Raw genomic sequence first — 13,717 nt, 5'->3', positions numbered from 1 at the left:
GTAGGACACAATATTAAGAGGGTTTTGTCTATGATAAAATAGAAATCGAACAGTAAGCAGCTTAGGAGTTGAACATCTTGATGGAAATGGTTAAAAAATGGATGTGGTATGACTGGATTATGCTGGCGCTGCGCCTTATTGGGAGCGTATCTCTTTTCATATCCACCATTCATTTTCGGGAAGGCTTAGTACTTCCGCTTTGGAGCATGATATTTTGGGAAATTGCGGCCTTCTCCGTTCCGTGGCTCTGTTTGCAGCTCAACTACAAGTATTATTTAATGACAGAAATATTATTATTTGGCGGACTATGCTTGCATCTTACCTTGTTGTTTCCGGATGCATATCTCACCTTTCTTATAGCCGCCTTTCTTATCGCAGCGAATAGTGCTCATCTTTCCTATCGATGGACAGCCCCAGCAGTAGTCCTTGTCATACCTTTCCTTCTCCATTTGCTTGCACCAAGCTACGGCTACTTCGTTATAGTGACTTACTATGGGCTTGCTTATGTAATGGGCTTTGCTTTTCACTTATTGATCGTTAATTATAGGCAAAATGAAACGATTCGCAAGCAAAATGCTGTGCTCGAACAATATATGTCTCGAATAGAGCGGATTGCACTGGAGGAGGAAAGGAATAGACTGTCAAGGGAGCTGCATGATACGGTTGGACATGCTTATACCTCCATGATTATGGGAATGGAAACGCTGCGCTCCGAGCTGGCCACTGAAACAGGAATAGAGCGTCTGAATGCGTTGCTTGAGCTGGGCCGGAAAAGCAGTGAGGATGTCAGGCGATATTTGCATCAAATAGAGGCGCCGCAGCAGTCATTATCTTTGGTGGAGTCATTACACAAGCTGGGGGATGAATTTCAGGAGCATGCACAAGTTGAAGTCAGCTATCGCGTATTTGGAGAGGAGTATCTTCTGTCCAGGCAGGCGAAAATAGCGTTTATTCGTTGTATGCAGGAGTCGCTTACGAATGCAGTTCGTCACGGTCAAGCGACGGAAATTACGATTTCTTTGTATTTTGAGCAGCATCATACAAGACTCGAGTTGCAGGACAACGGTAATGGAATGAGTATGGAACAGTGGCATGCGGGCTTTGGCATGAACGCGATGAAGGAGCGGGCAATGAATTTGCAAGGCCAGGTATCTGTCTATACGAAACCAGGGGACGGGATGCTTGTTGTTTGTTCTTTGCCCCGGCAAGCGGCAAGTGAGCCTATTCGTTTGTTAATCGTTGACGATCAGCCGCTTATAAGGGAAAGCTTGCAGACGCTGCTGAGCAAGCATGAAGATTTTAATGTATCCGGCATGGCTGCGGACGGGAAACAAGCTGTAGAGCTGTGCGGAAGTCTACAGCCGCAGGTCGTGCTTATGGATTTGGATATGCCTCATATGGATGGTATTAAGGCGACAAAATTGATAAAGGAGCAATGGCCTTCTATTCGGGTATTGATATTTACAACGTTTGAGGATACGAAGCAAGCAATGGAGCTGCTGCGCATCGGTGCTGACGGTTTTCTGCTGAAATCGGCCGATCCGCTTGAACTGGCTGATTCGATACGGCTTATTTACCGGGGAGGCACATTAATTGATCAAGGAATGTCTGCAAAAATATTCGAGAACCTTAATGAGAATAATGAATCTCAGACATCGATAAACATGGCCTATGACTTGACAGACAGAGAAATAGAAATTTTGCAGCTTGTATCCAAAGGGCTGCGCTATAAGACGATCGCGTCTAAGCTGTATTTGGCGGATGGCACGGTCAGAAACTATGCTGCCTCTGCCTATTTGAAGCTGGGAGTGCGCAATAGGGAAGAAGCTGTCCAGAGGGCTTTGGAAGCCGGGATCATTGAAGTTTAGTATAAGAATAAAATAAGCAGCGGCAGGAGGGTTCAATAAAGTGGACACAAAAATAACTCGCATGCTCAACATTCAATACCCAATCTTACAAGCTCCTATGGCGGGCGGCCCTACAACGCCGGAGCTTATTGCAGCAGTTTCGAATGCCGGGGGATTAGGGAATCTGGGGGCCGGTTACTTGACGCCAGAGCAGCTTCGTCATGCGATTAAAGAGATTAAACAATTAACGAAGCAGCCTTTTGGAGTCAATCTGTTTGTACCCGAGAAATCGGATGAGTCTGAAGATACGATTAGTCAAATGAGTGATTACCTCAATAAGTACCGGGTGGAGCTTGGCATTACACAAAATCCGATTATCCCGAAGGCTTCGGAATCGTTTTATGAACAAGTACAAGTATTGCTGGAGGAGCAGGTTCCAGTTGCTAGTTTCACTTTTGGCATACCTGCACAGCATATTATTGATTCGCTAAAGCAGCAAGGGAGTGTGGTAATTGGCACTGCAACGACAGTTGACGAGGCAAAACAACTAGAGTTGGCTGGCGTAGATGCAGTGGCAGCTCAAGGCAGTGAAGCGGGAGGGCATCGAGGCACATTTCTAAAAGAGGCTGCACACAGCCAGATTGGCACGATGGCACTTGTTCCGCAGGTTGTCGATCACGTATCTGTTCCGGTTATCGCAGCAGGCGGCATCATGGATGGAAGGGGACTTGCAGCAAGCCTGTTACTTGGGGCTTCAGCCGCACAAATGGGTACTGTATTTCTAGCAAGCCATGAAAGCGGTGCCCATGCTGTGTACAAACAGAAAATTGTATCCTCGCATGAGGATGCTACTGAAATAACGAGCGCATACTCGGGGAAAGCTGCACGAGGCATTCGAACCAAATTCATGGAGGATATGCAGCAGTTTTCTGGAGCTATTCCTGCTTACCCTATCCAAAACGCATTAACGAAAGATATTCGTCAGGCTGCTGCCAAAGCGAATAACCCAGAATATATGTCACTATGGGCGGGGCAGGGCCTTAGGTTAGCTAGTGAACGGGCTGCTGCTGATATTGTCAGACAGACTATGGATCAGGCTTTAAATCTCATTAAAAATCTTAAGTATGAAATGTGATAACTGGCATGTTTACTGCAGAAGTAAATGTAACTAAAAGAATGCGGAGCCTTATTTATTTTATGCCTAATAACAGTATTTTTAATTCCTATGCTATAATACGTGATAATTATGTGATTACGTTGTAAACTGGGAGAAAATACGGCAAATGGGAGGCAGGAATGAATAGGGCTTCGTTTGTATTGCATGACCTGTTTTTTGGTTCGATTCACCGAAGGCTTGCGTTCACTTTTTTGATTCTAATCATTTTGCCTATTACATTTTCCAGTGTTATAGCATTAACCTTGCTGCAGGAGAAGGTTAAAAGCAAAGCAAATATCGGCTATGAGATGGCAGTGGAGCAAGCGGCAAATAGCATTGACCGTGTGTACAAGGATTTGCTTGTAGCATCCAATTCGCTGATGCTGGATGATGAGATTGCCAAAATTCTTTCTCAGAGCGTTCCAGCAGAGCTGAACAAGCGTTATTATTTGCAAAGCATTATGAGCAACAAGTTCTTTAATGTGCAAGTTTCTACGCTGGATTTTTATACAAATCATTTTATCGCAGTGCTTGATAGCGAAGGCTTCGTATATTCGACGATTCCATCTGACAATGTATTGGGCAACAAGGAATATGAGAGAATTATTCGGCTGGAGGGGCTGGGGGGGGACGCCAATTATGTGCGTCCGGCACAAAGGGCCTATCCCATTCACTTTACTCCGACAGGCCAAGACATCAACTATATTTTGCTGCTGCGCTCCTTCATGGACGTGACTTCAGGAACGAAGAAGGGAGATCTGATCGTAGGCTTGCCTGAGCAAGAGGTTGGCGGCATTATTAACGGACTTGTTCAGGTGCCGGGGATTAAAGGCTATATAGTAGGCAAGGATGGAGAAATTATTTCGTCGACGGAACAGACAGAGATCGGCACAAGGTTTCCATTATTTGAAGCGCTTACAAGTGGTAAGGGACTGAAGGATGAAGGACTGATTATTAATTCAAAAGTATTGAACCGGCTCGGATGGCATATTGTCCAGGTGATCCCGAGCGAGGTGCTGTTCTCCGATTTTACATATGCAAGAAATATGCTGGTATATTTAAATGCTGGCTTTTTGCTTATATTTTTCGGTGTTTCTTATTTTATTGCACGGAGCATTTCCAAGCCGATCAGGGAGCTTAATCTGGCAACAGAAGAGATTGCATCTGGCAAATTGGAAGCTAGGGTGAAGGTGCTGCGGAGAGACGAGCTTGGCAAGCTGTCATTAAATTTCAATAAGATGGCTGCTCAAATTCGAGGGCTGTTTCAGCAAGTTAATGAGGATCAAAAAGCGAAGAGGGATCTGGAACTAAAAATGCTGTATGCGCAAATTAACCCTCATTTTCTTTTTAATACGCTCGGATCCATTCGTTGGATGGCCGATTCTAGCAAAGTATTTAATGTCAGTAAAGTTATTGTGGCTTTGGCGAATTTATTAAAAAGCAGCATTATTCATAAGGACGAGTACATTTCGATGCGTGAGGAAATCGAAAATATTCGCAATTATATTACCATTCAGAAATTTCGCTATGTATCTAAATTTATTGATGAATACGAGATAGACGAGCGCCTGCTGGACTTCAGAATTCCGAAGCTGATCTTGCAGCCGATTGTGGAAAACTCGATTATTCACGGCTTTGAAGGAATCGAATATACCGGAGTTATACGCGTGCAAGCTTATCCCGATAACGGAAGGATGATTATTAAGATTTCGGATAATGGGGTCGGAGCAAAAATGGAGGAGCTTGATGCTTTGTTAACAGGAAAAAATAAAAGCAAGGACAGCTTCAGCGGGATAGGCATTCATCATGTAAATGAAAGACTTACGATTCATTATGGGCAGTCCTCCGCGTTGAAAATGGTTGGTGCGCCAGGCGAGGGTATAACGACGACGGTTATTGTGCCGATTATGACGCCAGATGAATTCGCAGCTAAGCAGGCAGAAGAGCCAACAGAAGAACATAGCGGCAATTTAGCTGCGGATGGAGATAATCGTCATGTATAAAATTTTAATTGTTGATGATGAAATATTTGTGCGCATGGGTCTAAAACTGTCAATTGATTGGGAGAGCAACGGCTTTACTGTGATTGGAGAAGCTTCCAGCGGGACTGAGGCGCTGGAGAAGATTCAATTTAATGTTCCGGATATTGTGATTACTGATATTAAGATGCCTGGCATGGATGGGGTGCAGCTTATTAAGGCACTGTCCGAGAAGTATCCTGCCGTAAAATGTATTGTTCTTAGCAATTATAATGAATTCGAGCTGGTCAAGGAAGCAATGAAATTTGGAGCGGTTGATTATTTTTTAAAGGTTACGATTGAACCAGAAAAACTGATAGCCCTGCTGCACAAAATATGTGCGGAAACGGATAACGAAAAAAGTATAATGAACGATTTGTCGGAGTTAAGGCAAACGCTTCGTCACCATCGGACGGTAATCGATAATAAGTTTTATTTGGATCTGATAAAGCCAGGATTAAATGAGGAAGCGGTTCGCAGTAAAGTGAAGGCGCTTGAATTGGATCTGTATGATGATCAAGGGCATATTTTATTGTTAATGTTGAGCGATTATGAACGTCTGAGTGCGAATAGATTCCGTTCTGACCGCGACTTGCTGACGTTTACAATATTAAACGTTGCAGAAGAGCTGATTAATGATCAATCCAGCGGCAAAATTATTGAGTGCAGTCCTGGTGCATACGCAATAATTGTCAGTTTCAAAGAGCAAGCGGACAAACGGGCGGTTCATAGTCTAGCCTTGCGGATCTATACCACAATTCACGATTACTTAAGCATGGAATCGATTGTTGTATTCGGGCAGCCCTTTCGTGGGGGTGTACAGCTGCGGGAAGGTCTATTGAAGCTTGAACAAATGAAATTGCTGGCTTTTTATGCGCCGACAGGCGTTGTCTCAATTGAGCAGCATACTGGTAAGCTTAACGAACAGTGGAGTGCTCAGCAGCAAGGATCATCCATTGAAGACATACACCGAGCTTATATGGATATCAAAAAACAAATCGTTCAATTCGTCAAACTCGGCACAGGAGAGCTCATTCCGCCTATTTTGTCCGGGTTTCTCGATAACTGCCGAGAGCATCAGATCGACCCAACAACCGTAAAGAGGTATGTGATCTCGATTGCTCATTTGATTCAGGATGAGCTTATTATGCAGGATGCTAATGCTTCCGGCTCGCTTGCTGATAAACTTGAGAGGGTAATGAAGCAAGTGGATAGCAGTTTTAATATAACGGAGCTAAAAGAGGTATGCGGTGCTTTTGTAAGGGAATATGCAGCTTGGATAGGCAAGCTTGGCCACCCTCCGATAAGAGAGGAAGTTGCCAAAGCCATTGATTATATTCGCCGCCGCTATCATGAGCGTGTCACGCTGGAAGATGTGGCAGAGTATATCGCCATGAATAAAAGCTATTTTAGCAGGCTGTTCAAGCAAGAAACAGGCGAGATGTTTCATGAACATCTCATTCGGACGCGTATGGAGCAAGCGCAGGAATTGTTATTAAGCTCGGATGCTAAAATAAGTGATATCGCAATAGAAGTAGGCTATAATGACATTTTCTACTTCATTCGGGCCTTTAAAGCCTATGCCGGAATGCCGCCCAGTGAATATAGAAATAAAATACAATCCAAAGGATAAAGTCAAATCTATTACAATAAAATAGTAGATTTTTTGCATGGACAATAGATTTTACAACAGAAATAAGAGGTGATCCTGAAAAGGGTCCCTTTTTTATATCTAATACCCAATTGTTGTAAGAAAAGAGTAAATCCATTACAAAGAAACAGTAAAGGGAGACCATACGTTAGTGCCACAAGGTTTACTTATAATAGCTTTATCGGATCAGAAATTCCGACCGACCAAATTTCTAGGGGGTAACTTGTATTATGCTGCAGGCGAGAAGAAAATTTAGCATGCTGGTCATTTTAGCGCTTATCGTATCTTTGCTAGGGGCGTGCGGAGGCAGTAATTCCGGCAACAAACCGTCAGCTTCAAATGATTCAAACGGGCCAACTGCAGAGGCAGGCGGCAAGGAAACGGATAATAAGAGTGGTTCTGATGAAGTAATTGTGCTGAAGTATGCCACTACACCGGAGACGGCGGTTGCGCAAAGCACAAAGGATTTGATGGCGCTTGTTGAGAAAAAATTGGGCAACGTCAGATTGGAGCCATTAATTATCCCGGGAGAAGGTACAGATTGGAACAAAAAAGTGACAATCAGCTTGATGGCCGGCGACGAAATGGACATTATTTATCAGAACGCGACTACTTTTCAAAAATTCGCAACAGCAAATTTAATTGAACCGCTAGATGATTGGATTGCGGAAGACAACTATGATGTTAAATCCATTTATGGCAGCAGCATGTCGACTTTCAACGGTAAAACCTATATGCTGCCTGCTTTCAGAGATGTGCATATCACCATGTATAACAAAGATTTATTCGACCGGGCTGGCATACCTTATCCGGACAATAACACATGGACATGGGATAAGTACGTAGAAGCGGCAAAGGCGATTTCTCAACTGGGCGATGGCATATACGGCTCATACATGCTTGATTGGGACCCATATTTTATGTTTTCAGCAAGGCAGAAAAAAGTGCCGGAATACAAAGAGGACGGTACATCCAACTATGATGATCCTGCGTTCGCAGAGTCGATGAAGTTTTTCTATGACCTAGGCAATGAATGGAAGGTACAGCCTGATTTTATTACGTTCAGATCGAAAAAAATGCCATGGGATTCTTTCCTGGCAGAAGGAAAGTATGGGATGTTTGTTGTAGGCAACTGGGCCCTGCAAAGCGCGATGAATGACACGCAGTATCCGCGTAATTGGAAGATGGGCGTTGCAATTATGCCGCAGGTTAACGAGGGAGAAAAGATTTCTTTGGGTATTATGGGAGGCTACTCAGTCGCGGCAACGTCGAAAAATAAGAAGGCTGCCTTTGAGGCTGCCAAGGTGCTGGCTGAATCACAGTGGGAATTGCCAGGGAACGTACCTGCGCGGATTGATCTTAAGCAGGAAGATGTGAATGCCATTCTTAATCCAATGGCAGAAAAGCTGAGCAAAGACGATATTACGGTGGAAAATTTAAGAGATGCGATTCTTGACCCTGAAATGGACATTGTGAATGAGAAAATTGTTGGCAAGGGTATGACAGCGATTACAACAATGATTACTTCAGAGGGCGAACTGTATGCATCGAAGCAGCGTTCGCTCGAAGAAACGATGAAGGTGCTGAAGGAAAAATCAGATCAGGCGATCAAGGACGACAATTCCTCATCGTAACCGGACTATGGGGGGAGCTTCCCCCCTTTTCTTTTAATGGACTGAAAGGAATGCTTATCATATGAAAAAAAAATGGGGATTTAACGGATGGAACCTGTCTCTGCACAGGCAAGAGGAGCTGATCGGCTATCTGTTTATACTTCCGTTTGCGATTGGCTTTATCATCTTTCAGCTGGCTCCGTTGCTGTCCTCCATACTTATAAGCTTGACTGACCTGAGCTTTATTAGCAATTTATCAGCGGTCAAGTTTGTCGGGTTAGGTAACTTCATTACGATGTTTGGAGACAGCCAGTTTTTGTCTGCGCTATGGAGAACGCTTTATTATGTCGTATTGTTTGTTCCCGGTTCGATCGGAGTAGGCTTGGTTTTTGCTTTATTGATTAACGCAAAGTTCTTTTTTCGAGGGCCGATTCGCGTAGCGATCTTCCTGCCCTATGTATCTAATCTAGTTGCAGTGGCTGTTGTTTGGGCGATGCTGCTGGATTATAACGATGGCCCAATTAATGCCTTGCTTCGGTCAGTTGGCGTCGAGAACCCTCCGTTGTGGCTGCTGGGCGTTCATACTGCTATTCCTACAGTAGTCGTTATTGTCGTATGGCAAAGTATCGGATTTTTCATGGTCGTATTTCTTGCAGCATTGCAAAATGTTCCTAGCGAGCTTTATGAAGCTGCTGTTATTGATGGGGCAGGGAGCTGGAACAAGTTTTGGAGAATTACAATGCCACTAATATCGCCAACGATCTTCTTGCTATCGATTACGGCTATCATTTCAGCATTTCAGAATTTCGGTCCGATTCAAGTGTTGACTAAGGGAGGACCAGGAGATGCTTCCACAACGCTGTCCATGAACATCTACAAGGAATCATTTGTTCATTACCGTTTCGGGTACAGTACAGCACAGGCTATTATACTGTTCCTCCTTATTCTGATTATTACTGTCATACAATGGCGAGGCCAGAAAAAATGGGTCACGTATTCCTAACGGAGGTTTCACATGCGCAAAATCATTTTAACCGTTTTTTTAGCCGTTCTCGGAATCGCTAACATCTTTCCTTTTATTTTTATGTTATCTTCGTCATTTAAGTCGCTCGGCAAAATTTTTGAATATCCGTTCAGGCTTATTCCCGATCCTTTCTTGACGGAGCATTACAAAAGTATTTTTGAACCGAGGTACGATTTCACGCTCTGGTATCAAAATACGATTGTGATGGTCATTCTTACTCTGTTGTTCAAGTGTGCGGTCGTTTCGCTTACCGCTTATGCATTTGCAAGATTGCGCTTCCGCGGACGAGGCATTCTTTTTATTGTTTTTTTGGCAGCGTTAATGCTGCCTGGTGATGCAACGATCATTCAACGATATGTCATTTTCAAAATGCTGCATTTAACAGATTCTATATGGGCATTAGTGCTTCCGGCTGCCTTTGATGTTTATTTTGTTTTCTTGCTTCGCCAATTCTTTATGAGTATCCCATTTGAATTGTCTGAGGCGGCTATTATTGACGGCTGCGGGCATTTAAAAGTGTTCTACCGGATTATTCTGCCTCTTGCTAAGCCGGCACTTATTACAATGATGCTGTTTTCCTTTGTGTGGGCGTGGAATGATTTTACCAATCCGTTCATCTTCATAACGGATATTAAGAAGCAGATGCTAACGGTTGGCATTGCCCTGTTTCAGGAAACAAAATCGCAAAATCACGGCATGCAGATGGCAGCTTCATCATTGGCGCTTATTCCGGTTATCGTCATGTTTCTATTTTCGCAGAAGTTTTTTATCAAGGGCATTGCAACAACAGGAGTAAAGGGGTAAGAATTAGATCGCGATTGTTATTTGACACTTACAGGAGGCAAAAGGTATGTATTTATTGAAAAGGAATGTTGCCAAGTATATCGCTCTGTTAATTGTCATTGCACTTCTTATTTCACCAGCTGCACAAAATACGGTTTCTGCCACTGGTTCTGTGAATGATCAATTCAATGGGCTTGCAGCGGAATGGGGTGCAGTCACGCACAACAGTGTATCCTTTAGTACCTCACTCACGGAGCTAAAGGCAGTAAAAACGGATAAAAAGCTCTATATGTATGTGAAAGGCAGCAATATGGATCAAGGCAACCATACTTTTTATATCAGCAGCGGCAGCAATGCTGCGACCGGGATTGCTGTTCATGCGTGGAGCGATGCAGTCAACGTAGATTACAAGATTGAGAACGGTGAAATTTATCATTATGAGAATGGTGCTTGGACTGCGGGAACTTCTGGAATCGTAGAAACAGCTCAAACGGCAACAGGGATAGAGGTTTTTGTAGATCTGGAACCGTTCGGAGCTGAATTCGCCAGCCGGGTGAAAATCGGTTATACACGAGATCACTATGATTTTCTTCCAACGGTTGGAGACAAGCTGCTAGCTGTTGATACGGCTAATATCGGTACGGGAACTTTGCAAATCGATGCGGACGGCTCAGCTGCTGACTGGGCTGGCATTGCTCCTGCAATTGTTTCAGCAGATGGGAAATCACGGTTATATGCCACACGTGACAGCCAGAATGTATATATCATGCTCGAAGGTCTTATTCCAGACGCATGGACCGATATTTTTCTCGATACGGATTATGATGCTTCCACGGGCTGCTTTGCTTTCGGATGGGGGAATCTGGGGGCAGAGTATTTAATCGAAGTTAAAGATTTATTCGCCAGCAAGGGACGGGTCAGCTATGATTGGAACCCTCTCGGGCAGTTGGTAGGCTTCGGTAAAACCGTGAATAATGGACCGGATAATGAGACGATTATGGAATATAAGATTCCTTTGAGCAATCTAGGAATTACATCGGAACAGAAGATCAGGATAGGTGCAATCTCCTTTTATAATGGCGGAGCTCAAGCTGTATTTTTGCCGGAGACTAGCGATGAACTGTTTACGCAATATAATATGCCGTCAACAGCATTTGTTCTTGATGGATTAGGGAGTGACTGGGACAACATTGGCTTTGTTGCTAAGGCATCTCCTTCTGAAATGACGCTTCGCGCTGTACAGGATCATAAAAAGCTGTATATGCTGGTGGAGACCCTTAAGCCAACTCTGGATGGTGTCTACTTTATAGACAGTGATAACAACAGTGCAACCGGATTTAATCATCCGACATGGAGCGGCTCAGGGATTGATTACAAAATTGAGCGGGGCCAATTGTATAAATATACCGGAACAGGTGCCAGTTCAAGCTGGGAGCTGGACGGCGATGTATATAGCGGGTTTAATGCTGATTCAATGGAGGTTTCCTTGAATTTAAGCCAAATCGGTAAAACTGGACCCGGCCCTATGAGAATAGGCTATGTCGGTAATGGGGTGCTCCATCTGCCAGCCGGCTCGCCAGACATGCTGACAGTAAATGAAATCGTACAGCGTTCTGCCATTCCTAACGCCTACTATCCGGAGGAACATTATAAGGTGTTGAATAATCCTTTAATGGGTTGGGCTCCGCTGGCGATTAATGGACCTTATTCGCAGCCGCATAAACTTGTATATGTTTATACAACCTGGAGAGAGCTCGAGCCAGTTAAAAATCAATTTGCATGGGATGCTTTTGAGCAAAAATATAAGTTCGATTATTGGGCTGACCGTGACGTGAAGCTGGTGCTGCGCATTGTAATGGACTACCCTTTGGGTTCCCCGCATAGAGATATTCCAGATTGGCTGTATACAGCAATAGGCGGAGACGGAACCAATTACAATGACGGAGGCAATGCAGGCTTTAGTCCAAATTACAGTAACACGACTCTAATTGCCGAACATGAACGACTGATTGAGGCGGTTGCTGACCGCTATAATAATGATCCGCGGCTTGCTTATGTTGCGCTTGGAAGCCTTGGACATTGGGGAGAATGGCATACTAACAGCGCGGTTACAGATCCGTTTCCTCCTGCATCAATAACAGATCAATATGTACAGCATTATATAGACAACTTCAGCAATAAGCTTATCGGTATGAGAAGACCGTTTGAAATTGCCAAAGATGAGCGTCTTGGCTTGTTTAACGATATGATGGGCACAAAGCCGAATACTGACGAATGGCTGGACTGGATTAAAAATGGTGAGGGCAGTGCAGCTTCTGCTATGCCGGACTTCTGGAAATACAATTATTCAGGCGGTGAATTTAGCTACGGAAATCCGCAACAGCATTTATCGGATGCATCGTTCCTAGAAACATTGCGACAAATTAAGGAAAGCCACAATAGCTGGATTGGTCCAGCGACGGGAGCAACTATTGCAGCAGGGGCCCCTCAGCAATTGAATATGAATACTGTACTCAAAACGATGGGGTATCGGTACGTATTGGAATCTGTTGCTCATGAACCTAAGGCCGCTGCCGGAAGCACTGCTTCTGTAGCGATGAAGTGGAATAACAGAGGGGTGGCGCCGATCTACTATGCTTATCCTTTGGAACTATCGTTGCTGGACAGTAATGGAGCAGTCGTTGCCGCAACCGCGTCTAATGCTGATTTACGTACATGGTTGCCTGGAAAAACTTCGCTTACAAGCAATTTGGCCATTCCAGCAAACTTGCAGCCAGGTATTTACCAGCTTGCCGTTGCAATCGTGGACCCGGATACTGGCTTGCCTGCAGTGGACCTAGCGATTTCAGGCAGAAATGATGATGGTCGTTATGTGCTGGATAACGTAGAGGTCGTCCCGAAGAGCAATCCTAATCCGACTAATAATCCGGGACCGACACCTACTCCGACACCGACTGAACCAGCCCCTACGGAGAAGCCGGATTCAGGTAATCCGGAAGAATCATCTAATCCGGATTCCGCGGTGAGTTATAAGGATGTACCGGATAACCATTGGGCAGCTGATGTCATTCGCCAAGCATCCAAACTTAAGATTATATCGGGCTATACAAATGGCACCTTTAAGCCGGGCCGCGAAGTTTCCCGCGCTGAATTTGCAGTTATGCTTGCTCGTGCGTTGCAATTAGGTGAAGCGTCCACTCCGCTATCATTTAAGGATAGTGCCGAAATACCGCAATGGTCATTGTCTTCCGTGGCACAAGTCGTTCAAGCAGGGATTATAACTGGCTATCCGGATGGGACATTCCGCGCTGAACAGCCAGTCACCAGGACAGAAGCTGTGGTAATGCTAGTTAAAGCACTTGAACTTAAGCTTAAACAGGATGCAGTATTGCCATTCCAGGATGCAGGTGAAATTGCCGATTGGGCGAAACCATTTGTGTTTGCCGCTTATGAGGCAGGCATCATTCAAGGCAAGCAGGATGGGCGTTTCGATCCGGCAGCCTTTGCGACCCGAGCTGAAGCAGTGAAGATGATCATAGCGCTGGTCGGGTAACGAGAAAGCCCTCATCTAAGTGGAATAGATGAGGGCTTTGTGCGATTAAAAACCAATAAATCGTAAATGTGA

Annotated in this window: 8 protein-coding genes; all 8 read left to right on the top strand. The window is 44.5% G+C overall.

All coding sequences use genetic code 11. From position 1 onward, the window contains the following. Positions 1–77: 77 nt before the first annotated feature. A complete protein-coding gene (locus tag ACRRU2_RS17170; protein ID WP_432503492.1) occupies positions 78–1,868 on the top strand; it encodes a response regulator in 1,791 nt (596 codons plus the stop codon). Positions 1,869–1,908: 40 nt separating this feature from the next. Continuing rightward, on the top strand, positions 1,909–2,982 hold the full coding sequence (locus ACRRU2_RS17165) for an NAD(P)H-dependent flavin oxidoreductase (protein ID WP_432503490.1): 1,074 nt from the start codon (positions 1,909–1,911) through the stop codon (positions 2,980–2,982). Between the two features lie 161 nt (positions 2,983–3,143). Then, positions 3,144–5,006, top strand: coding sequence for a histidine kinase (locus tag ACRRU2_RS17160; protein ID WP_432503488.1), 1,863 nt, complete (start codon positions 3,144–3,146; stop codon positions 5,004–5,006). Then, the gene (locus ACRRU2_RS17155) at positions 4,999–6,654 is read left to right on the top strand and encodes a response regulator transcription factor (protein WP_432503486.1); all 1,656 of its coding nucleotides are present in this window, start codon (positions 4,999–5,001) and stop codon (positions 6,652–6,654) included. Before ACRRU2_RS17160 ends, ACRRU2_RS17155 begins: the two co-directional genes overlap by 8 nt. A 248-nt stretch (positions 6,655–6,902) precedes the next feature. Continuing rightward, the gene (locus ACRRU2_RS17150) at positions 6,903–8,306 is read left to right on the top strand and encodes an ABC transporter substrate-binding protein (protein ID WP_432503484.1); all 1,404 of its coding nucleotides are present in this window, start codon (positions 6,903–6,905) and stop codon (positions 8,304–8,306) included. Positions 8,307–8,367: 61 nt separating this feature from the next. Then, complete coding sequence (locus ACRRU2_RS17145) at positions 8,368–9,288, top strand: carbohydrate ABC transporter permease (protein ID WP_432503482.1); 921 nt, start codon at positions 8,368–8,370, stop codon at positions 9,286–9,288. 12 nt (positions 9,289–9,300) lie between these two features. Next, positions 9,301–10,113 (top strand): carbohydrate ABC transporter permease, encoded by an 813-nt coding sequence (locus tag ACRRU2_RS17140; protein WP_432503479.1) that lies wholly within the window; start codon positions 9,301–9,303, stop codon positions 10,111–10,113. A 46-nt stretch (positions 10,114–10,159) separates the two neighbouring features. Further along, positions 10,160–13,645 (top strand): S-layer homology domain-containing protein, encoded by a 3,486-nt coding sequence (locus ACRRU2_RS17135; RefSeq protein WP_432503477.1) that lies wholly within the window; start codon positions 10,160–10,162, stop codon positions 13,643–13,645. The last annotated feature ends 72 nt before the right edge of the window (positions 13,646–13,717 follow it).

The sequence above is a fragment of the Paenibacillus sp. GXUN7292 genome, from assembly GCF_050864975.1.
Classification (GTDB): domain Bacteria; phylum Bacillota; class Bacilli; order Paenibacillales; family Paenibacillaceae; genus Pristimantibacillus.
Note: the sequence above shows the minus strand (reverse complement) of the source record. Positions and strands in the feature narration are given on the sequence as shown.

Bases quoted from the DNA above. Each gene is read 5' to 3' on its own strand.
- ACRRU2_RS17145 (WP_432503482.1), top strand. From the start codon at position 8,368: ATGAAAAAAAAATGGGGATTTAACGGATGGAACCTGTCTCTGCACAGG.
- ACRRU2_RS17155 (WP_432503486.1), top strand. From the start codon at position 4,999: ATGTATAAAATTTTAATTGTTGATGATGAAATATTTGTGCGCATGGGT.
- ACRRU2_RS17160 (WP_432503488.1), top strand. From the start codon at position 3,144: ATGAATAGGGCTTCGTTTGTATTGCATGACCTGTTTTTTGGTTCGATT.
- ACRRU2_RS17140 (WP_432503479.1), top strand. From the start codon at position 9,301: ATGCGCAAAATCATTTTAACCGTTTTTTTAGCCGTTCTCGGAATCGCT.
- ACRRU2_RS17135 (WP_432503477.1), top strand. From the start codon at position 10,160: ATGTATTTATTGAAAAGGAATGTTGCCAAGTATATCGCTCTGTTAATT.
- ACRRU2_RS17150 (WP_432503484.1), top strand. From the start codon at position 6,903: ATGCTGCAGGCGAGAAGAAAATTTAGCATGCTGGTCATTTTAGCGCTT.